Raw genomic sequence first — 20,276 nt, 5'->3', positions numbered from 1 at the left:
TCTGGTGCGGCATCGTCGGCGACGGCCGACTTCGGCTCCCGAGCGTACGGACGAGCGCCCGGCGCGAACACGGCCACTCGCGTGCGAAAGCGCGAGACCAGTCCCGTCGCCGCGAGCGGCGCGGTCGCTGCCACATCCCCGGCGCCACGAAGGAACGTCGCTCATCTCGAGGACCTGAGTGCGACACCGGAGAAGGACCTGAGTGCGACACCGGAGATGGGAACAGGGCTGTACCGCCGATTCTCGAACCAGCACCCTCGAGCCGGCTTGTTGCCGCGCGACAACAAGCCAGGACAGTGACCACCGCGGCTAAGGGTCGTGAAGGACGACAAACAAGACAAGGAGTTGTTTCGTGATGACGAACAACGCCACACGAAGTGAGCGATCCCGCCGGTTGGACGGTGCTGCCGTCCACGGCGAGAGAGGGCAGGTCGCCGAGAACTCGGCGCGCAGCGCCGACGGCCTGACGGCGAGCCGGCTGTTCCGAGCAGATCGCAGGGCGGCCGCTGTGCGTGCGGTCCTGAAAACCAAAGGGCTGTACTCGTTCACGTCCGAGACCGAACGGGACGCCGTGGCGACGACCCTCGGTGACACGTACGACGCCGCATGGGAGACCGTCGCGCCGTTCTACGTGAGGGCCGTGCATCGCATGCTCGGAGACCTCCGCGAGGAAGTCGCGCGCGGCGCGCTGCTCCTGGTGCTCGGCCGCGACGCCGAGAACATCGAGAAGGTCATTCACTGGTTCGACCCACGGGTCCGGGCGCGGTGCGTGGACATCCGCATCAACCGGGAAACAATCGCGAACGCCTTGGCGGATCGCGAACGCAACCACGGCGAGACCTTCCCCGAACTGGCCGAGATGTTCGGCAACCTGGCCTGGAATCCGCCCACCACCGACGAGTCGATGGCGGGCGCGTCGACCAACCTGACGACCCTCCTGCGTAGGCAGGGTCTTCCGGTCGACGATCCTGAACCGCCGCACGACCTCATCGTGCTGGACAACGGTATGCGTGGCACGACCCGTGCCGCGCTCAAGCAGATGTACTGGCCGCATGCCAGGGAAACGCTGGTGCGCGGCTTCTACCTGTTCCGCGCCGGTGTGTACGGCGACCCCCAGCCGAACGCGGACCGAGGGTATGTATACGACCTCGACGCGGAGGCCAGCAACGGCGGCAGGAACCTGGACGAATTGCCGGATGATCCGGATCTGAAAGGTCTGACCTTCCGCACCAACACCACGCTCTTGCTGCTCGAATGCCTGACCAGCGGCCCGTGGCTGACGCCGGACCGGATCGACGCCAACGGCCGATCGGTGCGGCGCCTCGCCCGGAACGAGCCTCTGCTGGAGGAGGGTCTGAATCCGGCGCGCCGATCAGCGCGCTTCTTCAATGTCCGCGTCTTCGAAGGTGTGCTGCGCATCGTCCGTGCGGCCATCGGAGATTGCGCGCGCTACGCGGCCCTGAGCGAACGGGGAGGTGGCGACGTTCAAGAGCTGCTGCGTCCCGGTCACGAGCGAATGGTGCGCAACGCGCGCGCCTGGGCCTCCGATGACTTGGCGGCCATGCACCCGGTGCTACGCGAGATCGCCGGAACGTACTGCTGGACGGAGTACTGGCCGACGATCGTCGAACTCGCCGACGCCATCGACGCCGCCGGCCTGTCAGCCGAATCCGCCCAGGGCGTCTGGGCGGCATTCGACGAGTTGCGGGATGACACGGCCAGAGCGGCGTTCGTCGCGGCGGCCGTGCGCGGCAGGTTCACCGCGCAGGGGTCGCCGAGCGCACCCTGAGTACGCGCGGCGGGCTCACACATGCCCTGGACCGGCCCGGCATCGGGCCGGCCCAGGGTACGGGGAGGCTCATCTCCGCCCCGGACGACAAGAGAAGGCCGGTCGGCGCGTCCACGCGCCGACCGGCCTGAGTCCCGCCAATCAGCGCGCGGCGTTGTCCGGCCTCGCCGTGGATCTTCTCGTTGCCTGGATCATCGCGATGGAGTCGCGCAGGCTCAGAGATCCTTGAGCGTCTGTGGCTTTCGCGCGAGGACGAGCCGGTAGCGCGGGTTGCCGTCGTCGCGTCGGCCCAGGGGCGTCAAGGGAACCGTCGTCACGGTGAATCCGGCCGCCGTCAGGTCGTCGCGGACCGCCTGCAACGGGCAGGTCCGGTAGTACATGACGAACGGGGGACGCCACACGGCGTTCCGGACCCGCATGGCCAGGTCGAATCCGAGCAGCGCCCAGTACCAGCCCGACGTGACGGGCGGCGGCGCGCCGAGGGGGAAGGCGAAGAGCCCACCGGGCCGCAGCGCGCGGTACACCCCGGCGAACAGCGCGGGCCGGTCGGCGGGCAGGAAGTGTCCGAGCGCTCCGAAGCTGACCGCGAGGTCGAAGGCCGCGGTGAAGGGCAGGGCGCGAACGTCGGCCCGTACCCACTCGGCGGCCGGGTGCGCTGCGCGCGCCTGCGCGAGCATGCCGGCGCTGAAGTCGACACCCGTGATCCGCCCCTGGCAGACGGCTTCGAGGGTCCGCGTGCCCGCGCCGGTGCCGCAGCACACGTCCAGCCCCTGGCCGAACGGCCCGAGCGGACGAAGAGCGTCGGCGGTCGCGTCGAGAACGCTGTCAGGGGTGCGAAACGGCGTGTGGTCGAACCGTGGAGCCAGCAGGTCGTAGCCGTGTTCGACCGAGGACAGCGCCTGGATCGCCAGTTCACGTAGAGATGGGCCTTGAGGCGAGAACACCGGCCAAGGGTAAGCCGGACCGATCGCTCGGAAAAGCGCCGCCTGCGGTGGTGGCCTGTAGGCGTATGCGCCTTTCCAAGACGCGGTTACCGAGCATTCGGTACGCCGTGGTCGCCGCCTCCTTGAGCCACCGAGGCCGGGCGGGCCGGTCGGTCGGCGATGGCGTGCTTCACTTCGCGGGTGACCGAATACGACGTGCTGCGGGTCTTCTGCGGGCCGGACGGGAACGACGGCAACGCGCTCGGGGTCGTACGGGACGGGGCCGCCGTGCCGACGGAGCGGGAGCGGCAGGCGTTCGCGCGGCGGCTCGGGTTCAGCGAGACCGTCTTCGTGGACGACGCCGAGCGCGGCGTCATCGACATCTACACGCCGACGCTGCGGCTGCCGTTCGCCGGGCATCCGTGTGTCGGCACGGCCTGGCTGCTCGGCCTGCCCGCGCTGATCACCCCGGCCGGGCGGGTCCGCGCCCGGCGCGAGGGGGAGTGGGCGTGGATCGAGGCGCGGGCGGAGTGGGCGCCGCCGCGCACGCTGCGACAGTACGGTTCGGCGGCGGAGGTCGACGCGTTGCCCGTGCCGCCGCCGGGGGAGTGGATCTACGCGTGGGCATGGCAGGACGAGGTGGCCGGTGGGGTGCGGGCCCGTGCCTTCCCCGGCCGCGATGACGGGATCGACGAGGACGAGGCGACCGGCGCGGCGGCGCTGCTGCTGACGGCCCGCCTCGGCCGCGCCCTGACGATCACCCAGGGCCGCGGCTCGCGGATCGCGACCGCTCCGAGGCCGGGCGGGCTGATCGAGGTCGGCGGACGCGCCCGCCCGGCAGGGAACGCGATGCCTCCGCGGTGAGGTTGCCGCCGTCGTTGTCACCTTGCCGCCGGTGGTGTCGGGGCGATGACCGGTCTGCCGGGTCTGTGAGGTCAACACCGACGTCACAGTGGCTGATCGATCCGACGGGATGACGTCAGGAGGCCGTTGAGCCGGCATCGCCTTCGGACAGCGGGCACGGACTCTGGGGTCCGATTGAAGAGCCGCCTCCGGTGACCTGCGAACCGCGCCGGAGCCGCGCCGGCCTTACAGGTGGGATCGACGGCCGGTGCCTTCCGCGACAGGCCCTGGTGGGCGGGTCATCGGCCGGGGGTGGGAGACCAGAGGCCGGGGGCGGTGCCGTCCTCGACGTGCCCGCGGTACGTCGCGACCTTGTCGTGGATGATCTCCAGGCTCGCGCTCAGCTCGGCGATCCTGGCCTGGACGGTGCGTTCGTGCTCCTCGAGCAGGGCCAGCCGTTCTCGCTCGTTGCCGGGACCGGACCGTACGAGCTCGGCGAACCGCTTCATCGTGGCGATCGACATGCCGGAGTCGCGGAACCGGTTGCACAGCAGCAGCCACTCGACGTCGGCGGGATCGTAGACCCGCTGTCCGCCCGCCGACCGGCGGATCGGGCCGAGGAAGAGGTCCTCACGCTCGAAGAACCGGAGGGCGTGCACGCTGAGCCCGGTCCGCTCCGCGACCTGCCCGATGGACAGGCCGCCCGCATTCCTCGTCACGACGTCGAGCGTACAACTTGACCTAGAGAGAACTCTAGGTTTTAGCGTCCTGAGCCATGACAGCGAAGCAGCAGAAGATCGGCAGTGGTTTCGGCGCGCACAGCACGGCGGAGGAGGTCCTGGCCGGGATCGACCTGTCGGACCGGACGGCCCTGGTCACGGGCGGCTACTCCGGCCTCGGGCTGGAGATCACGCGCGCGCTCAGCGGGGCGGGCGCACTGGTGATCGTTCCCGCCCGGCGGCGGGCGACGGCGGAGGAGGCCCTGCGCGGCATCCCCCGCACGGAGGTCCGCGAACTCGACCTGGCCGACCTGGAGAGCGTCCGGGTGTTCGCCGAGTCGTTCCTGGAGACGGGCCGCACGCTCGACCTCGTCATCGGCAACGCCGGGATCATGGCCTGCCCGGAGACCCGGGTCGGGCCCGGCTGGGAGGCGCACTTCGCGACCAACCACCTCGGGCACTTCGCCCTGGTCAACCGGCTCCGCCCGGCGCTGGCCCCGGGCCGGGCCCGGGTCGTCGCGGTGGCCTCCTCGGGACACTTCCTGTCCGGCATCCGCTGGGACGACGTCCACTTCCGTACCGGCTACGACCGGTGGCTCGCGTACGCGCAGTCGAAGACCGCGAACGCCCTGTTCGCCGTGCACCTCGACGCGCTCGGGGCGGAGGACCGGCTGCGGGCGTTCGCGGTGCACCCGGGCAGCATCCTCACTCCGCTCCAGCGGTACATCCCGCACGAGGAACAGGTCGCCCAGGGGTGGATCGACCCGGAGGGGCGGCCGGCGGAGGGCTTCAAGACCCCCGAGCAGGGCGCGGCGACGGCCGTGTGGGCGGCCACGTCGCCGCTGCTCGACGCCCACGGCGGGGCGTACTGCCAGGACTGCGACATCGCGGAGCCCGCCACCACGGACGACATGCTCATCGGCGGGGTCAAGCCCTGGGCGGTGGACCGGGACGAGGCCGCGCGGCTCTGGACGCTGTCCGGCGAGCTCACCGGGGTGGACGCGTTCGCCTGACGGCAAGGGCGAGAGCTGCCGAAAAAGACCGGAATGGTGGGCAGCCCACCATGATCATTTCCCGACCCCCCGCTGCGATGATCTTGAAAAGTCGATCTTGGAGAGAGGGGTCGGAGATGCGGCTACGGACGGCACTCGCGGGCGCGGGACTGGCCGGGATGGCGGTCGTCGGGGTCGGTGTTCCCGCCCAGGCGGCCAGTTGGCAGCCGTATGGGGTCTACGGCAGCTACAAGGCGTGCGTCGACGCGGGACAGCAGTACGTGCGGGAGAACTTCAACGCCTACAAGTGCACCACCGCCTTCGCGGGCTACCAGCTCTGGCTGAAGTGACCGCCTCGTCCACCGGCGGACCCGCCGGGGCCGACGCCCTGGTGAGCCCGCCGGTGGGCGGCGAGCGCGGCTGCGGCTGAAAGGACCGTGAAAGCGTCTTGGCCCGGCCCGGCGGCCGGTTTAGCCTTCGTCGACTCATCGGGAAATCGATTTCCCGATTGCCTCCGCGAACGAAGGAGAACGCCGATGGGACGCCCCAGAAGCAGGCCGAGACGCGGCGGAGCGGTCGCGCTCGCCGTCGCGGCCGGAACGCTGACCGCCGGAGGCGCGCAGCTGCCCCGGCACGACGCGGTGGCGGCGACCGCCGCCAGGTGGAGAAGCTGAACCGCGGCGTGGTCAGCGTGCGGTCCGGCAGCGGGAACTTCGTCGGCTGGCGGCTGCTCGGCACCGACCCGGCCGGCGTGTCCTTCAACCTCTACCGCGGCTCGACGAAGGTGAACTCCGGCCCGATCACGAACTCGACGAACTACTACGACAGTGGCGCGGCGTCGGGCGCCTCGTACACGGTGCGGCCCGTGGTGAACGGCGCCGAGCAGGCGGCGTCGGAGGCGTCGCTGCGGTTCGGCAGCGGCGGCTACCTGGACGTGCCGATAAGCGCGCCGCCCGGCGGGACGACGCCGGACGGCGTCTCGTACACCTACAGCGCCAACGAGCCCGCCCGGCCGAACGTCTATACCCCCTGACCCCGACGAACACGCCGGAACGGCCGTGGTGGGAGCTCCCGCCACGGCCGTTCGGGCGTGGGCGTCAGACCTTGCCGACGCCCGCGCCGGCGGTGACGGTGCCCTTTACCGTCGAGGCGGACTCGGCCGAGTAGGAGTAGGGGATGCTCGCGACGCTGGAGGAGTTGCGGGTGGTGACGCTGCCCGAGTTCACGAGGTGGTTGTCGCTCGCCTTGAGGTTCCCGTCGGGGGAGTCACCGGTCTGGATGACCGTGGGGGTCTTGACGCCGTCGAAGTAGTTCTTCTCGACGAAGACCCCGGCGTCGCAGGTGGAGGCGACACCGTAGCTGGTGACCGCGCCGTAGTAGTTGTTGAAGACGTGCACCGGGTTGCCGAAGCGGACCCGCGGGTGCCGCTGGGTGGTGCCGTCGAACCAGTTGTGCACGTAGGTCACCCGCAGGTGGCCGATGTCCTCGGACCCGTTGTCGTCGGAGTGGCCGAGCAGCGCGGTCTTGTCGTGGTTGTGGAAGTGGTTCCACGACACGGTCGCGTAGTCGGAGGCGCGCTTGATGTCGACGAGTCCGTCGTAGGCGTTGGACAGGTCGTTGTGGTCGATCCACACGTTCGTGGAGTACTGCACGTTGATGGCGTCATCGGCCGAGCCGGTGAACGTGAGGTTCCGGATGATCACGTTCTTGGCGTTGGCGACGTTGAGCCCGTAGCCGGTGATCTTCCCCGCGGTGCCGACGCCGACGATCGTCTTGTTGGACGTCACCTTCGTCATCGACGACAGGGAGATCGAGGCGGTGACCTTGATGATGTACGAGCCGCTGCGCGAGGCGTAGTCGGTGAGCTGCGACGCGGTGGTCACGGTGACGGTCGTGCCGCCCGCGCCGCCGGTCGTCCCGCCGTTCAGGCTCGCGAAGCCGACGGGGCTGGACTCGTACGCGGCGGCCACCGGGGCGGCCGTCCCGGCGGTCTTGGCGGTCGCGCCGGTGCCGGTCAGCGCGCCGGCCCCGACGGCGAGGCCGAGGACCGCGACCGCGCTCAGGGGACGCAGTGGGAGCCGCCGGAGCCGGGCCGTGCCGTGCGTGTCGTTCCCCATGGGGAACCTCCTCCAGGGGTGGGTGGTGCGGTGGGAGCGGGGTGTGGAAAAGGTTTTCCTCTCGCAGAGTCGCGCCGTCCGGTGAGAGGCGTCAACGCGTCACCGCGACCTCGTCCACGCGGGCGGGGCGCTGGCGCCGTCCGCCCTCGTCCCACCAGCGCGAACCCATGACGGTTTCTTGACAGAGCCCTGACAGGTGTCGTGAAAGTTTCATTTCCGGGGGTCATCCCGCTTCGGTGGAATGGTTCATGGTCTGGGATGGTTGTTGGCGCTAAGGGCCGGTCGTCCCCTCGGGGAGGGCCGGTCTCGTGCTGCCGGGCGAAGGGACATGGATGTGACGACCACGAATCCCCGCAGAACGGCCCAGGGGGTGGGCCTACGATCGGAGCGGGGACCCGTGCTGGTCGCGCTCATGCTCAGCACCGGACTCGTCGCCCTGGACAGCACGATCATCGCCACGGCGGTGCCGTCCGTGGTCCACGACCTCGGCGGCTTCACCCAGTTCCCCTGGCTGTTCTCGATCTACCTGCTGACCCAGGCGGTCAGCGTGCCGCTGTACGGGAAGCTGGCCGACGTGTTCGGCCGCAAGCCGATCATGTTCTTCGGCATCGGAGCGTTCCTGCTCGGCTCGGTGCTGTGCGGGGCCGCCTGGAGCATGCTCAGCCTCATCATCTTCCGCGCCGTCCAGGGCATCGGCGCCGGCGCCGTCCAGCCGATGAGCATGACCATGGTCGGCGACATGTACACCGTCGAGGAACGCGCCCGGGTCCAGGGCTACCTCGCCAGTGTCTGGGGGATGTCCGCGGTCGTCGGACCGACCCTCGGCGGCGTGTTCTCCGACTACCTGTCCTGGCGGTGGATCTTCTTCATCAACCTTCCGCTGGGCGCCTTCGCCGCGTTCATGCTCGCCCGGCGCTTCACCGAGTCGGTCGTACGACGCTCGCACCGCCTGGACTACACCGGCGCCGTCCTGCTCACCATCGGCTGCTCCCTGGCCATCCTCGGCCTGCTGGAAGGCGGGGTCTCCTGGGGCTGGGCCTCGGCGCCGAGCCTCCTGATCTTCGCGGTCGGCCTGGCCGCCCTGATCGCCTTCTGCCTGGTCGAACGGCGGGTGGCCGAGCCGATCCTGCCGCTGTGGGTCTTCGGCCACCGCGTCCTGGTCGGCGCGACCCTGACGTCCGTGGTGGTGGGCGCGGTGACGATCGGGTTGAGCTCGTACGTGCCGACGTACGCCGAGGGCGTGCTGGGCACCAGCGCTCTGGTGGCGGGGTTCGCGCTCGCGGCCCTCACGGTCGGCTGGCCGCTCGCCGCCTCCCAGGCCGGGCGCGTCTACCTGCGCATCGGGTTCCGCGACACCGCGCTGATCGGCAGCGGCGTCGCGGTGGTCGGAACGCTGCTGTGCCTTCCGCTCGGCGTGTCCGCGAAGGTCTGGGAGGTCGCGGCCGCGTGCTTCGTGATCGGCGTGGGCCTCGGCTTCACGGCGAGCCCGACGCTGGTCGCCGTGCAGTCGGTCGTGGGGTGGGAGCACCGCGGCGTCGTCACGGGGAACAACATGTTCGGCCGGTCGCTCGGCAGCGCGGTCGGCGCCGCGGTGTTCGGCGCGATCGCCAACGGCACGCTCGCGCACCGGTTCGCCCACCCGCCGGCCGCGCTCGCCGGCCGGCTCGGCCGGAACGTCGACGCCACCAGCGTCGTCTCGGCGGGCCGGGGCAAGGATCCGGCGGTCGCGGCCTTCGTCCGGAACTCACTGAACCACGCGAGCCACAACGTGTTCCTCACGCTGGCCGCGCTGGCGATCCTCGGCGTGGCGGCCGTCGCCCTGATGCCGCGCCGGGCCGAGACACTCGACCTCGGCTGAGCGGCCGAGGGCCCCTGCGGGCGTGACTCCCGCAAGCGGATGGACGTTCCCGGCCGGGGGCTCCCCGGGCTCAGGCACGGAGCACGGCCATCGCTCATTGGGCGAGGGTCGGAGCCTTTCGTGACCAGCGGCCTTCTTCCAGCTCGCGGATGATGAAGCGGGCGAGGTCGGCGCGGGCGATCATCCGGCCGTGCGGCGGGGTGACGCCCTCGCCGACGCGATACTCCCCGGTGGAGGGAGTGTCCGTCAGCCGGGTGGGACGCACGAACGTCCAGTCCAGCGGGCTGTCGCGGATGATCGTCTCCATCCGGCGCATGTCGCCGTAGAGCTCTTTCAGCAGCGTATGGGCGACGGCGCGGTACCACAGCGGAAAGCCCGGGTCGTCGTCGCGCACTCCGGCGGAGGAGATGGTGAGCAGTCGGCGAACACCCGTGGCCGTCATCGCGGTGACGAGCGATCGGGCGGCGTCGGAGTACAAGCCGTGCGCGCTGCGACCGGCCGGCCCGATCGCGGAGACGACCGCGTCGTGGCCGGCCAGAACGGCGCGGACCGTGGCCGGATCGCGTACATCCGCCGGGACCGCCGACAGACGTTCCCCGGCCGCCTCGGCGAACTGCGCACGGAAACCCTCGGGATCACGTACGGCCGCGGTGACGACGTGCCCGGCGTGAAGCGCTTCGCGGACGATCACTTGGCCGGTGCGTCCGGCGGCACCGAAGATGACGAGGCGGCTCATGACGCGTTCCCCTTCGTGTGAGCGGCCGTGTGCGGCGGTCGGCCGCCACGGCTGCGGGCTCGATGAAATTACAGTAGCAGGAACTTTTTAGTAGCTGTAAAAATGCTCTGACGGCATCTCTGTTACGGTGGTCCCTGGCCACGGGCCGGGTGCCGGGGAGACCAGGAGGAGATCGGTGGCGGAAGGGCTCCGGGAGCGCAAGAAGCGCCAGACCCGGCAGCGGATCTCCGATACCGCGACGGATCTGTTCTTCAGTCGGGGGTTCGACGCCGTGCGGGTCGTCGACGTGGCGGCCGCGTGCGGGGTGTCGGAGAAGACCGTCTACAACTACTTCCCCACCAAGGAATCCCTGCTGCTGGACCGCGAAGCCCATCTCGCCGATGTGCTGCGCGAGGCGCTGGGCCCCACGGCGCTCGTCGCCTCCCCGATCGAGGCCGTGAAACAGGCGTTCACCGCCGAGATCGGAGCCTTCTTCGACCGCGCGGGGGCCGCGCGGGGCGACTTCCGCCAGGTGCTGCGCCTGGCCGAGGTCATCGAGTCGTCACCGTCGCTCCGCGCGGCCCAGCGCGACATGGTGGACCGCCTCGCCCACGTCGCCGCCGAGGCGATGGCGCGGCGGGCCGGTCTGGACCCGCTCGACCCCGCACCGCAGATCACCGCCAACGCCATCACGGGCCTGTGGGCGGTCGCCTTCCGCGCTCTGCGGCGCGAGGCGGAGGCCCGTACCGACGACGCCGCCGCCCACGCCGCCGTCGTCGCCGACATCGAACAGGCGGCGAGTCTGCTGGAGACCGGCCTGTGGTCCTTCGACCTGCTGGTTCAGGGCCATGACGACCGTGATCATCTAGCCAGTGCGGCGCGGGCCTCCGACCGTTCGCGCGAGCGCGTGCTCGCCCGTCTTCGCCGCGCCCGCGAGACCTGGGCGCGGGCGCGGCCTTCCGACGCTCCGACATCTCCGGGCGCCTGAACGCGCGTGAGCGCGGTGACTCCGGCGGTGAGCCGCCCGGGCGCCGGCCGCTCTTCTCAGGCGGCCTTCGGCGGGATGCGCCGGGTGACGTCGGCGCGGAGAGCGGCCAGGTCGACCCCGGCGTCGATGAGGAGGCGGACGGCCAGACCGTGGTCCTCGCGGAGCAGGCCGAGCAGCATGTGCCCGCTGCCGATGTGGTTGTGTCCGAGGGCGAGGGCCTCTCGCAGCGCGAGTTCCAGGATCTTCTTGGCCCTCTTGGTGAGAGGGATGTGGCCCTTTCTCGCGCCCCGGTGGTGGCATCCTCTCGGGTCGAGCGCGCCGGGGCCGAAGCTGGCCTCGGTCGCCTCGCGGACCTGGTCCAGGTCGATCCCGATCGTCGCCAGTGCCTCCGGGTCGAGCCCGTTGTCCGGCGACCCCGTGAGCAGGGTCATCCGCCGGTCGATGTCGGATCCGGTGACGCCCTGGGCCGTCAGGGCCTGCGCCGCCGGACCGTGACCTTCGTTCAGGAAGGCCAGCAGCAGGTGCTCGGTGCCGATGAACGGATGGCGCCGGCGCCGGGCCTCCTCCTGGGCCAGCCTCACCACCTGGCGGGCCTCGTCGGTGAACCGTTCGAACATCCTTACCGCTCCTTCCCGAGGATCCGCCGGCCGCCGCCGTACTTCTTGTGAACCGCCTGCCGGCTGACGCCGAGGCAGACGGCGATCTCCTGCCAGGACCATCCCTGGTCGCGCGCGTTCTCGACCTGCAGCCCCTCGAGGCGCTCGGCGAGTTCGCGCAGTGCGCGCACCGCCCGCAACCCGATCGCCGGGTCGCGGCTGCCCGCCGCCTGGGCGAGCTGGACTCCGTCGTTCATGTCGTCAACATAGGTTGACAGGAGAGGGGCTGTCAACCTCGGTTGACGCCTTATCGGGGTGGGGTGAGCCCGTGCGAAGGAAGCCGGGGCTCGGATCAGGGTGGCCGACCTGCCGCCGTACGGAGCCGGTGGGTCGGGGTGAGTCACTATCGCGGACCGGCGGCGTCGAAGGAGGCCTGGGCGGCGAAAATGTCCTGGGCGTGGTCGCGGATCCAGTCGGACAGGTCCTCCAAGGGCTCGGTGATGCCCTTGCCCAGCGTCGTCAGGCCGTAGGTCACCTTCGGCGGTGTGGACGGTTCTACCGTGCGGGACACCAGGCCGTCCCTCAGCAGCATGCGCAGCGTCTGGGACAGCATCTTCTCGCTGATCCCCTCGATCTTGTCGCGCAGCTCGGAGAAGCGCAGGTCCCGCTCGCGCATGGCGGTGAGGATGAGGACACCCCACCGGCTGGTGACGTGGTCGAGCACCATCCGGGCCGGGCATTCCCTGTGAAACGTGTCACTCACGCCGTCTCGCCGCCGTCCCGTCCTGCGCACCGTCTCTGACGTAGGGAGCTTACCTACAGGTATGTACTTACCCAGAGTTAGCCGTCTCTTCTACCGTCGCCGTGACCTGACAGGAGACTCGAGGAGGAGAAGTGCCAAAGGTCGCCCTCATCACCGGCGCCGGTCGCGGGATCGGCGCCGCGACGGCCACGGAGCTGGGACGACGCGGCTTCCACGTCGTCGTCAACTACCGCGGCAACGCGGTCAGCGCGGAGAAGGTCGTGGACGAGATAGCGCGAGAAGGCGGCACGGCGGAGCTCGCCCGGGCCGACGTCCGCGATCCGGAGCAGGCCGCCGCCCTCATCCGGGACCGCGACACCCTCGACGCGCTCGTCTGCAACGCCAACATCGCCCCGCCGTTCGCGCCGCTCGACGCCATGACCTGGGAGGACTTCATCGGCAAGGTGGACGGCGAGTTGGCCGCCGTCTTCCACCTGACCAAGCGGGCCCTGGAGGTGATGCGCGGCCGGCGGAGCGGGCGGATCGTCTACGTCTCCAGCCTCAGCGCCGAGCTCACGCGCCCCGGCGCGATCGCGCACGCCACCGCCAAGGCGGCGCTCGACACCTTCGCGCGGCACGTCGCCGCGGAGGCCGGGCCGTACGGGATCGGGGTGAACGTCGTCGCCCCCGGCGCGGTGCGTACGGACGCCACGGCCCAGATGATGACGCCGGAGGTGGAGAAGGCGCGCGCCGAGCGTTCGGTGCTGCACCGGATGCTCGAGCCCGAGGACGTGGCGAAGGTGATCGCCGCGGCCGTGGGCGGGGACCTCCATGCGACGACCGGCATCCGCATCCCCGTCGACGGCGGCTCCCGCGTGCTCTCCGCTCCCTGAGCCCGTTCTTCGGGCGCGCCACGATCGCAGGGGACCGAATGAGATTCGACTCACGCGTCCCGTGATCTTCCGTTGCGCCACCGTCGTTGGACATACTCGACGCACGGCTCACGGTGACGGAGGGACGGGATGACGGTTCTCACCAGCGCGCTGGACACCGCCGGGCCGGACTACGCCGCTCGGCGGGCGGCGATGCTGGCCAGCCTGGCGGAGCTGGCCGCCGAGCACGCCAAGGCGGTCGCGGGCGGCGGGCCCAAGTACGTCGAGCGGCACCGCAAGCGCGGCAAGCTGCTGGCCCGCGAGCGGATCGAGCTGCTCCTCGACCCGGACTCACCGTTCCTGGAGCTGTCGCCGCTGGCCGCCTGGGGGACGGGTCCTGCCGGAGGCGGGCAAGGCCAACACTTCACGGTCGGGGCCAGCGTGGTCACCGGCATCGGCGTGGTCGAGGGCGTCGAGTGCCTGATCTCCGCCAGCGACCCGACCGTACGGGGCGGCTCCAGCAACCCGTGGACGATGCGCAAGTCGTTCCGCGCCGCGGAGATCGCGCTGCGGAACCGCCTGCCCGTCATCAACCTGGTCGAGTCCGGCGGCGCGGACCTGCCGACCCAGAAGGAGATCTTCATCCCCGGCGGCCGTACGTTCCGGGACCTGACCCGGCTGTCCGCCGCCGGGATCCCGACGATCGCGCTGGTCTTCGGCAACTCCACGGCGGGCGGCGCGTACCTGCCCGGCATGAGCGACTACGTGGTCATGGTCAAGGACCGGGCCAAGGTCTTCCTCGGCGGGCCGCCGCTGGTCAAGATGGCCACCGGCGAGGAGTCCGACGACGAGAGCCTCGGCGGCGCCGAGATGCACGCCCGCACCAGCGGCCTGGCCGACTACATGGCCGCCGACGAGTACGACGCGCTGCGCATCGGCCGCCGCATCGTCGCCCGGCTGAACTGGCGCAAGCAGGGCCGCGAGCCGCTGCCCGTACGCCCGCCCGCGTACGACGAGGACGAGCTGCTCGGCATCGTCCCCGAGGACCTCAAGATCCCGTTCGACCCGCGCGAGGTGATCGCCCGGATCGTCGACGGCTCCGACTTCGACGAGTTCAAGCCGCTGTACGGCGACAGCCTGATCACCGGCTGGGCGGTGCTGCACGGCTATCCGATCGGCATCCTCGCCAACGCGCGCGGCGTGCTGTTCAGCGCGGAGGCGCAGAAGGCCGCGCAGTTCATCCAGCTGGCGAACCAGAGCGGCACGCCGCTGCTGTTCCTGCAGAACACCACCGGCTACATGGTCGGCGCGGAGTACGAGCAGGGCGGCATCATCAAGCACGGCGCCATGATGATCAACGCGGTGTCCAACAGCCGCGTCCCGCACCTGACCGTGGTGATGGGCGCGTCGTACGGCGCGGGCAACTACGGCATGTGCGGCCGGGCGTACGACCCGCGGTTCCTGTTCACCTGGCCGAGCGCCAAGTCGGCGGTGATGGGCCCGGCGCAGCTCGCCGGCGTGCTGTCCATCGTCGGCCGCCAGGCCGCCCAGGCCCGCGGCCAGGCGTACGACGAGGAGGCGGACGCCCAGATGCGCGCGATGGTCGAGCAGCAGATCGAGGCCGAGTCGCTGCCGTTCTTCCTGTCCGGGCGGCTGTACGACGACGGCGTCATCGACCCGCGCGACACCCGTACCGTCCTCGGCCTCTGCCTGTCCGCGATCAACAGTGCCCCCGTCGCCGAGGCCCCGGAGGGCTTCGGTGTCTTCAGGATGTAGGCGATGATCTCTCGACTGCTCGTCGCGAACCGTGGCGAGATCGCCCGCCGGGTCTTCCGCACCTGCCGCGATCTCGGCATCAGCACGGTCGCCGTGTTCTCCGACCCCGACGCGTCCCTGCCGCACGCCGGCGAGGCGGACCTGGCCGTGCGCCTGCCGGGCGCCGCTCCCGCCGAGACGTACCTCGACCAGGAGGCGATCGTCGCGGCGGCCAAGGCCTCCGGGGCGGACGCGGTGCACCCCGGCTACGGCTTCCTGTCGGAGAACGCCGCGTTCGCCGAGGCGGTCATCGCGGCCGGGCTCACCTGGGTCGGGCCGCCGCCGGCGGCGATCGCCGCGATGGGCTCCAAGATCGCGGCCAAGCGGCTGATGCGGGACGCGGGCGTGCCCGTCCTCCCGGAGCCGGACCCCGCGACGGTGACCGAGTTCCCCGTGCTGGTCAAGGCGTCGGCGGGTGGCGGCGGCCGGGGCATGCGGATCGTCCGTACCGCCGAGGAGTTGCCCGGCGCGGTCGAGTCCGCGCAGCGGGAGGCGGCGTCGGCGTTCGGCGACCCGACGGTCTTCTGCGAGCCGCTGCTGACCGGCGCCCGGCACATCGAGGTGCAGGTGCTCGCGGACTCCCACGGCACGGTCTGGACGCTGGGGGAGCGGGAGTGCTCCATCCAGCGGCGGCACCAGAAGGTGATCGAGGAGGCCCCGTCCCCGGCGGTGGACGCCGCGCTGCGGGAGCGCCTGTCGGAGGCGGCGGCCGCGGCCGCCCGCGCGATCGGGTACACCGGCGCGGGCACCGTGGAGTTCATGCTCACCCCCGACGGCGGGTTCTTCTTCCTCGAGGTCAACACCCGGCTGCAGGTCGAGCACCCGGTCACCGAGTGCGTGTACGGCGTGGACCTGGTCGCGCTGCAGCTCGAGGTCGCCGAGGGCGGCGCGCTGGGCGACCCGCCGCGGCCGCGCGGCCACGCGATCGAGGCGCGGCTGTACGCCGAGGACCCCTCCGAGGGCTACCGGCCGCACAGCGGCCCGCTGCCCGCCTTCGAGATCCCGGGCGTGGACGCGGAGTTCGCCGTCCCTCCCGCGCACGGGCTGCGGCTGGACGCCGGCGTCGTCTCCGGCAGTGTCGTCTCGACGCACTACGACCCGATGCTCGCCAAGGTCATCGCCTACGGCCCCAGCCGCGCGGCGGCGATCCGCCGCCTCACCGCCGCCCTGGCCGGGGCCCGGATCCACGGGCTCGTCACCAACCGCGACCAGCTCGTCGCCACGCTGCGCCACGACGCCTTCCGCGCGGGCGACACGGACACCGGCTTCCTCGACCGGCACCCGGCGACCGCGCCGCTCGCCGACGAGGAGGCCGTACGCCTGTCGGCGCTCGCCGCCGCCCTCGCCCGTGCCGCCGCAAGCCGCCTCGCCGCGCCCGTCCTGCGCGACCTGCCCGCCGGCTGGCGCAACGTCCCCTCCCAGCCGCAGCGCACCGTCTTCGAGGAGGCGGAGGTCGCCTACCGGCTCACCCGCGACGGCCTGGCCGCCGAGGGCCACCCGGACGTCGCGCTGGTGTCCGCCGAACCCGACACGGTGGTCCTCGACCGCGGCGGCGTACGGCTCCGGTTCGGCGTCGCCTGGTACGACCGGGCCGTGCACGTCGAGTCCGTCCTCGGGCCCGTGACGCTCACGCCCGTGGAGCGACTGCCCGACCCCGCCGAGCAGGTCGCCCCCGGCACGCTCCTCGCCCCCATGCCCGGCTCGGTCGTACGCGTCGCGGTGCGCGAGGGCGACACCGTCGAGCGCGGCCAGCCGGTGCTGTGGCTGGAGGCGATGAAGATGGAGCACCAGATCCTCGCCCCGGCCGCCGGGGTGGTCACGGCCCTGCACGCCGAGGTCGGCCGCCAGGTCGAGACCGGCGCCGTCCTCGCCGTGGTGACGACGGATGCTCGGCGACCGTAGCCCAGGACGACGGCAAAGCCCCCATATCGGCACACCGGGCGGGACCTTTGCCGAGCATCCGGTACGGCCTCGCACGACCACCCCGAGGAGATAACGGGCGATCTCCACAGGTCACACACCGGGGTCGCCCGGCCTCTTCCACCGGCGTCTACTCAGCGGAGAATTCTCTCCGCTGAGTAGACAACGCCAGAAACGACGCCCCGGACCGGCGGCGGACCGTCCCGCCCGGCCGGTGCCGCACACATCCCGCGCCGTCACAGATCGACCAGCACGTGATCCACCGGACAGCACACCTAGACGAGTCTTTCCGAACACGGTTAGTGGTCATAGGCGGTCAGTGAGCGGCTGACCGCTTGGCCGTTCTGGAAGTTGTGCCAGATCGCAGCGGCGAGCGCCAGGACACGCTGCGCGACGCGTACGGCAACGCCTTCGATGGTCGGTGCACCGTGCTGCTCCAGATCGAGCTGGCCCTTAAGGGTGTCGTTCACGGACTCGATGAGCTGGCGGACCTTCTTGAGCATCGGCTCTGCAGGCCGCATGACCTCCCGTTTGCGAGACGGCCGCAGCAGCGTGATGCCCTGTGCGGACAGTGACCGCTCGAAGGGCTTCGACGCGAAGCCCTTATCGCTGATCAGCAGCAGGCCCGGCCGCTCGCGCACCAGATCGGCATCGACCTCCAGCATGGCGGCCAGCACCTCCCGCTCGCCGAGCTTGGGATCGGCCAGCGCCCACAGGATCGGCATCCCCGACGGCGTGCACACCAGGTACAGCCGCAGTCCCCAAAAGAACCGCGAATGCGACGCGCAGTAGCCGTAGTTCGCCCAGCCCGCCAACTCCGATCGCCTGACCGTGGGGCGGGACATGCCGCACGGCACCGGCGTGGAGTCGGTGATCCACACCATGTCGTGCCAGAAGTCGGTGTCCCTGGCCAGCATTCGGATAACCCGTTTGATCTGCGGAAGCGCGGCCTTGAGCCGCTTGTTGTAGCCGGGATCTTGCGGGATGAACGGGAACAGGTGCCGGTAGTGCGCGCGGGCGTGCCGCAGCCAGCGGGCTTCGCAGTGGAATCCGAGCATCGCCTGCATCACCGCCAGACACACAAGTTCGATCATGGACACCCTCCCTTCGTCTCGCGGGCATTCGGAAAGACTCGTCTAGGCGGCGACGGCACTCGTCCGGGTTCAGGGGGCGGTGAGGCGGGCGCGGAGGGCGGTGGCGCCGGACTCGGTGAGCCAGTCGGTCAGGGTGCGCAGGCCGGGGTGGATGACGCGCAGTGCCTCGATGTCGGCGTGCCAGCGGTCACCGGCCTCCCAGCGCTTCCTGGCCTCGGCGACGTGCGGGCCGAGCGCGGCGGCCTCGTCGTCGGTGAGCTGCTCGTACCGGACCGGAATGCCGGTGGCCGCGCTGATGGCGGCGGCGGCCTCGACCGGGGTCGGTTCGTCGCCGGCCAGTTCCAGGGTCCGTCCGGCGAACCGGGCCGGGTCCGCGAACGCGAGCGCGGCGAACTCGGCGATGTCCTCCAGCGCGATGATCTGCATGGGCCCGTGCGGAGAGAAGAGGTGCCGGTGCACGCCGTCGGAGATGCCCTCGATGCCGAGCCCTCCGACGCCGAGGTAGTTGGTCATGAACCGGACCGGGCGCAGCACGGTGGGCAGGGCGATGCGGTCGCGGAGGTACTCCTCGATCAGCGCCTTCCCCTCCGGGACCCGCGACGCGGCCGACGCCGAGGCGACGGTGCTGAACACGACCTGCTCGATCCCCGCCGCGGCGGCGGCGTCGATCAGCGCCCGGCCGCGGGCCACTTCGAGATCCGTCTCGGGGCCGGCCGGTCCGAAGGTCACGGGCGGGACGCCGAACACGGCGGCGGCGCCGTCGAACGCGGGCCGCAGGCTCGCCGGTTCGTCCAAGTCGCCGCGCATGAGCCGGGCGCCCGCGGCGGCCAGTTCGGCGGCGGCGGGCGCGTCCGGGTCACGCACCAGGGCCCGTACCGGCCACCCTCCCGCGAGCAATCGCCGGGCGGTGGCGCCGCCCTGCTTGCCGGTGGCGCCGGTGACGAGGATGGGGGAGTCGGGGTCTATCGGTGTCGCGGTGGTCATGGTGTCCTTTCCGGAGATGGCGCGGGATACTGACGAGATCCGGAATGCTCCCCCCGTTTCAGTGCGTGGACAAGGATTTCGTGACATGACAGCAATCCCGGCGCCGGCATCCGCCGGGCGTGCCGATGCCCGCCGCAACCGAGAGATCGTGCTGCGCACGGCGATGCGCGTGTTCGCCGAGGACGGACTGGAGGTGTCACTCGGCCGGATCGCGCAGCGCGCCGGGGTCGGCGCCGGGACCGTCTACCGGCACTTCCCGAGCAAGGAGATCCTCATCGAGGCGGTGCTCGCCGAACACATCGAGGGCCTGGCGGCCGCCGCCGACCGGTGGGCCGCCCGCGCCGCGCCCGGTGACGCGTTGTTCGGGTTCCTGCTCGAAGTGATCGAGAAGTCGGCGGGCCGGAAGCACATCTGCGACGTGCTCACCGCCGACCAGGGCTGGCCGCGCGTCGTGATGGCCGCCGCGGGGCAGCGGTTCCGCCAGGCGCTGGAGCGCCTGCTGCGCGACGCGAAAGAGGCCGGTGCGATCCGCGCCGACGTACGGTCCGACGACCTGTCCGCGCTGGCCGTCGGCGGTGCCGCGCTGCGTTCGGCGCACCGGGACCCGGAACGCGGCACACGGCTGGTACGGCTGCTGCTGGACGGACTGCGTCCCGGTGCGGTCACGAAAGCCGAGGCGTTCCGTGACCCATCCTCCCTGCCGCGTCACGGAACCACCGCCGAGAGGGTCTGCGTGGAATGCGGCGCGCGGCTGCCTGTCCGCGCCACCGGGCGGCCACCCCGCTACTGCGGTCCGACCTGCCGCCAGCGCGCCCACCGCCGCCGTCTCGCCGGCCGGCCACAGCCTTAGGAGTCGCTCCAGGTCTGGCGGGCGTCGAGGAACGCGGGCAGGTGTCGCCTGCTCCACTCACAGCACGCCTCCATCGGCTCCAGAAGCGTGCGCCCGAGCGCGGTCAGCTCGTACTCCACCCGTGGCGGCATCTCGGCGTACGCGGTGCGCCGGACGAAGCCATCGCGCTCCATCGCCCGGAGCGACTCGGTGAGGACCTTCGGCGTGATGCCGCGTAGCGGGATCCGCAGCTCGGAGAAGCGGCGCGGGCCGCCCTCCAGACATCGGATGATCCGGGCGGTCCACTTGTCGCCAATGCGGATCGGCATGGCGCCGTCCCGGCACTCGTGGAACATGTCGGGATCGAGAGGCTGAGTCACTTCACACAGACTACGTAGCTATCGTTGCGGTAACCAAGAGAGCGGCGGATAGCGTCCGCGACAGCGGCCGGAGATCGCAGCCGGCCATGCCGAACGGAGC

The 20,276-nt window shown here is 71.2% G+C and carries 21 protein-coding genes and 2 pseudogenes; 12 read left to right on the top strand and 11 right to left on the bottom strand.

The window, feature by feature from the left end; genetic code table 11:
• Positions 1-355 precede the first annotated feature (355 nt).
• Positions 356-1,789, top strand: coding sequence for a hypothetical protein (locus tag AB0K82_RS12485; RefSeq protein ID WP_364395824.1), 1,434 nt, complete (start codon positions 356-358; stop codon positions 1,787-1,789).
• A 215-nt stretch (positions 1,790-2,004) separates the two neighbouring features.
• Here the strand turns inward: AB0K82_RS12485 and AB0K82_RS12480 are convergent, their stop codons facing one another.
• Positions 2,005-2,733, bottom strand: a complete 729-nt coding sequence (locus AB0K82_RS12480) for a methyltransferase domain-containing protein (RefSeq protein WP_364395822.1) — start codon at positions 2,731-2,733, stop codon at positions 2,005-2,007.
• Positions 2,734-2,913: 180 nt separating this feature from the next.
• On the opposite strand from AB0K82_RS12480, the gene AB0K82_RS12475 reads away from it, so the two are divergent.
• Positions 2,914-3,576: a PhzF family phenazine biosynthesis protein gene (locus AB0K82_RS12475; protein WP_364395820.1), complete on the top strand. Its 663-nt coding sequence runs from the start codon at positions 2,914-2,916 to the stop codon at positions 3,574-3,576.
• Between the two features lie 278 nt (positions 3,577-3,854).
• Here AB0K82_RS12475 and AB0K82_RS12470 read toward each other — a convergent pair whose 3' ends face one another.
• Positions 3,855-4,274 (bottom strand): MerR family transcriptional regulator, encoded by a 420-nt coding sequence (locus AB0K82_RS12470; RefSeq protein ID WP_364395818.1) that lies wholly within the window; start codon positions 4,272-4,274, stop codon positions 3,855-3,857.
• A 56-nt stretch (positions 4,275-4,330) separates the two neighbouring features.
• Here AB0K82_RS12470 and AB0K82_RS12465 point away from each other — a divergent pair, with 56 nt between their 5' ends.
• The 4 genes from AB0K82_RS12465 to AB0K82_RS12450 all read left to right on the top strand — a co-directional run bounded on the left by AB0K82_RS12465 (position 4,331) and on the right by AB0K82_RS12450 (position 6,299).
• Positions 4,331-5,287: an SDR family NAD(P)-dependent oxidoreductase gene (locus tag AB0K82_RS12465; RefSeq protein ID WP_364395816.1), complete on the top strand. Its 957-nt coding sequence runs from the start codon at positions 4,331-4,333 to the stop codon at positions 5,285-5,287.
• A 116-nt stretch (positions 5,288-5,403) separates the two neighbouring features.
• Positions 5,404-5,616, top strand: a complete 213-nt coding sequence (locus AB0K82_RS12460; protein WP_364395814.1) for a hypothetical protein — start codon at positions 5,404-5,406, stop codon at positions 5,614-5,616.
• Between the two features lie 186 nt (positions 5,617-5,802).
• Entirely contained in the window at positions 5,803-5,940 is a 138-nt protein-coding gene (locus AB0K82_RS12455; protein ID WP_364395812.1) for a hypothetical protein, read from the top strand.
• Positions 5,928-6,299 (top strand): hypothetical protein, encoded by a 372-nt coding sequence (locus AB0K82_RS12450; RefSeq protein ID WP_364395810.1) that lies wholly within the window; start codon positions 5,928-5,930, stop codon positions 6,297-6,299. The genes AB0K82_RS12455 and AB0K82_RS12450 overlap by 13 nt, the downstream gene beginning before the upstream one ends.
• 64 nt (positions 6,300-6,363) lie before the next feature.
• On the opposite strand, the gene AB0K82_RS12445 is transcribed toward AB0K82_RS12450, so the two are convergent.
• Positions 6,364-7,383, bottom strand: a complete 1,020-nt coding sequence (locus AB0K82_RS12445) for a right-handed parallel beta-helix repeat-containing protein (protein WP_364395808.1) — start codon at positions 7,381-7,383, stop codon at positions 6,364-6,366.
• Positions 7,384-7,780: 397 nt separating this feature from the next.
• Between AB0K82_RS12445 and AB0K82_RS12440 the strand changes: the two genes are divergently transcribed.
• Positions 7,781-9,241, top strand: coding sequence for an MDR family MFS transporter (locus AB0K82_RS12440; protein ID WP_364395806.1), 1,461 nt, complete (start codon positions 7,781-7,783; stop codon positions 9,239-9,241).
• Between the two features lie 94 nt (positions 9,242-9,335).
• Here the strand turns inward: AB0K82_RS12440 and AB0K82_RS12435 are convergent, their stop codons facing one another.
• Complete coding sequence (locus tag AB0K82_RS12435) at positions 9,336-9,977, bottom strand: SDR family oxidoreductase (protein WP_364395804.1); 642 nt, start codon at positions 9,975-9,977, stop codon at positions 9,336-9,338.
• A 175-nt stretch (positions 9,978-10,152) separates the two neighbouring features.
• Between AB0K82_RS12435 and AB0K82_RS12430 the strand changes: the two genes are divergently transcribed.
• On the top strand, positions 10,153-10,944 hold the full coding sequence (locus tag AB0K82_RS12430; protein WP_364395802.1) for a TetR family transcriptional regulator: 792 nt from the start codon (positions 10,153-10,155) through the stop codon (positions 10,942-10,944).
• Positions 10,945-11,000: 56 nt separating this feature from the next.
• Here AB0K82_RS12430 and AB0K82_RS12425 read toward each other — a convergent pair.
• The 4 genes and pseudogenes from AB0K82_RS12425 to AB0K82_RS12410 form a co-directional block, all read right to left on the bottom strand.
• Positions 11,001-11,219: pseudogene (locus AB0K82_RS12425) on the bottom strand (Clp protease N-terminal domain-containing protein); the annotation flags it as partial.
• Positions 11,220-11,288: 69 nt separating this feature from the next.
• Positions 11,289-11,561, bottom strand: a pseudogene (locus tag AB0K82_RS12420) (Clp protease N-terminal domain-containing protein); the annotation flags it as partial.
• A 2-nt stretch (positions 11,562-11,563) separates the two neighbouring features.
• A complete protein-coding gene (locus tag AB0K82_RS12415; RefSeq protein WP_252783236.1) occupies positions 11,564-11,797 on the bottom strand; it encodes an RNA polymerase subunit sigma-70 in 234 nt (77 codons plus the stop codon).
• Positions 11,798-11,943: 146 nt separating this feature from the next.
• Positions 11,944-12,303, bottom strand: a complete 360-nt coding sequence (locus AB0K82_RS12410; protein ID WP_364395800.1) for a helix-turn-helix domain-containing protein — start codon at positions 12,301-12,303, stop codon at positions 11,944-11,946.
• A 131-nt stretch (positions 12,304-12,434) separates the two neighbouring features.
• On the opposite strand from AB0K82_RS12410, the gene AB0K82_RS12405 reads away from it, so the two are divergent.
• From AB0K82_RS12405 to AB0K82_RS12395, 3 genes are all read left to right on the top strand, one after another.
• Entirely contained in the window at positions 12,435-13,175 is a 741-nt protein-coding gene (locus AB0K82_RS12405) for an SDR family oxidoreductase (protein ID WP_364395798.1), read from the top strand.
• 129 nt (positions 13,176-13,304) lie between these two features.
• Positions 13,305-14,930 (top strand): carboxyl transferase domain-containing protein, encoded by a 1,626-nt coding sequence (locus AB0K82_RS12400; RefSeq protein ID WP_364395796.1) that lies wholly within the window; start codon positions 13,305-13,307, stop codon positions 14,928-14,930.
• A 3-nt stretch (positions 14,931-14,933) separates the two neighbouring features.
• A complete protein-coding gene (locus tag AB0K82_RS12395) occupies positions 14,934-16,871 on the top strand; it encodes a biotin carboxylase N-terminal domain-containing protein (protein WP_364395794.1) in 1,938 nt (645 codons plus the stop codon).
• 317 nt (positions 16,872-17,188) lie between these two features.
• On the opposite strand, the gene AB0K82_RS12390 is transcribed toward AB0K82_RS12395, so the two are convergent.
• On the bottom strand, positions 17,189-17,983 hold the full coding sequence (locus AB0K82_RS12390; protein ID WP_364395792.1) for an IS982 family transposase: 795 nt from the start codon (positions 17,981-17,983) through the stop codon (positions 17,189-17,191).
• Between the two features lie 69 nt (positions 17,984-18,052).
• Positions 18,053-18,967, bottom strand: coding sequence for an NmrA family NAD(P)-binding protein (locus AB0K82_RS12385; RefSeq protein ID WP_364395790.1), 915 nt, complete (start codon positions 18,965-18,967; stop codon positions 18,053-18,055).
• Between the two features lie 85 nt (positions 18,968-19,052).
• Between AB0K82_RS12385 and AB0K82_RS12380 the strand changes: the two genes are divergently transcribed.
• Positions 19,053-19,817 (top strand): TetR family transcriptional regulator, encoded by a 765-nt coding sequence (locus AB0K82_RS12380; RefSeq protein WP_364395788.1) that lies wholly within the window; start codon positions 19,053-19,055, stop codon positions 19,815-19,817.
• Here AB0K82_RS12380 and AB0K82_RS12375 read toward each other — a convergent pair.
• The gene (locus AB0K82_RS12375; RefSeq protein WP_364395786.1) at positions 19,814-20,176 is read right to left on the bottom strand and encodes a helix-turn-helix domain-containing protein; all 363 of its coding nucleotides are present in this window, start codon (positions 20,174-20,176) and stop codon (positions 19,814-19,816) included. The two genes, AB0K82_RS12380 and AB0K82_RS12375, sit on opposite strands and share 4 nt — an antisense overlap.
• Positions 20,177-20,276: the final 100 nt, after the last annotated feature.

The sequence above is a fragment of the Actinoallomurus sp. NPDC052274 genome, from assembly GCF_040679475.1.
Lineage (GTDB): Bacteria > Actinomycetota > Actinomycetes > Streptosporangiales > Streptosporangiaceae > Actinoallomurus > Actinoallomurus liliacearum.
Note: the sequence above shows the minus strand (reverse complement) of the source record. Positions and strands in the feature narration are given on the sequence as shown.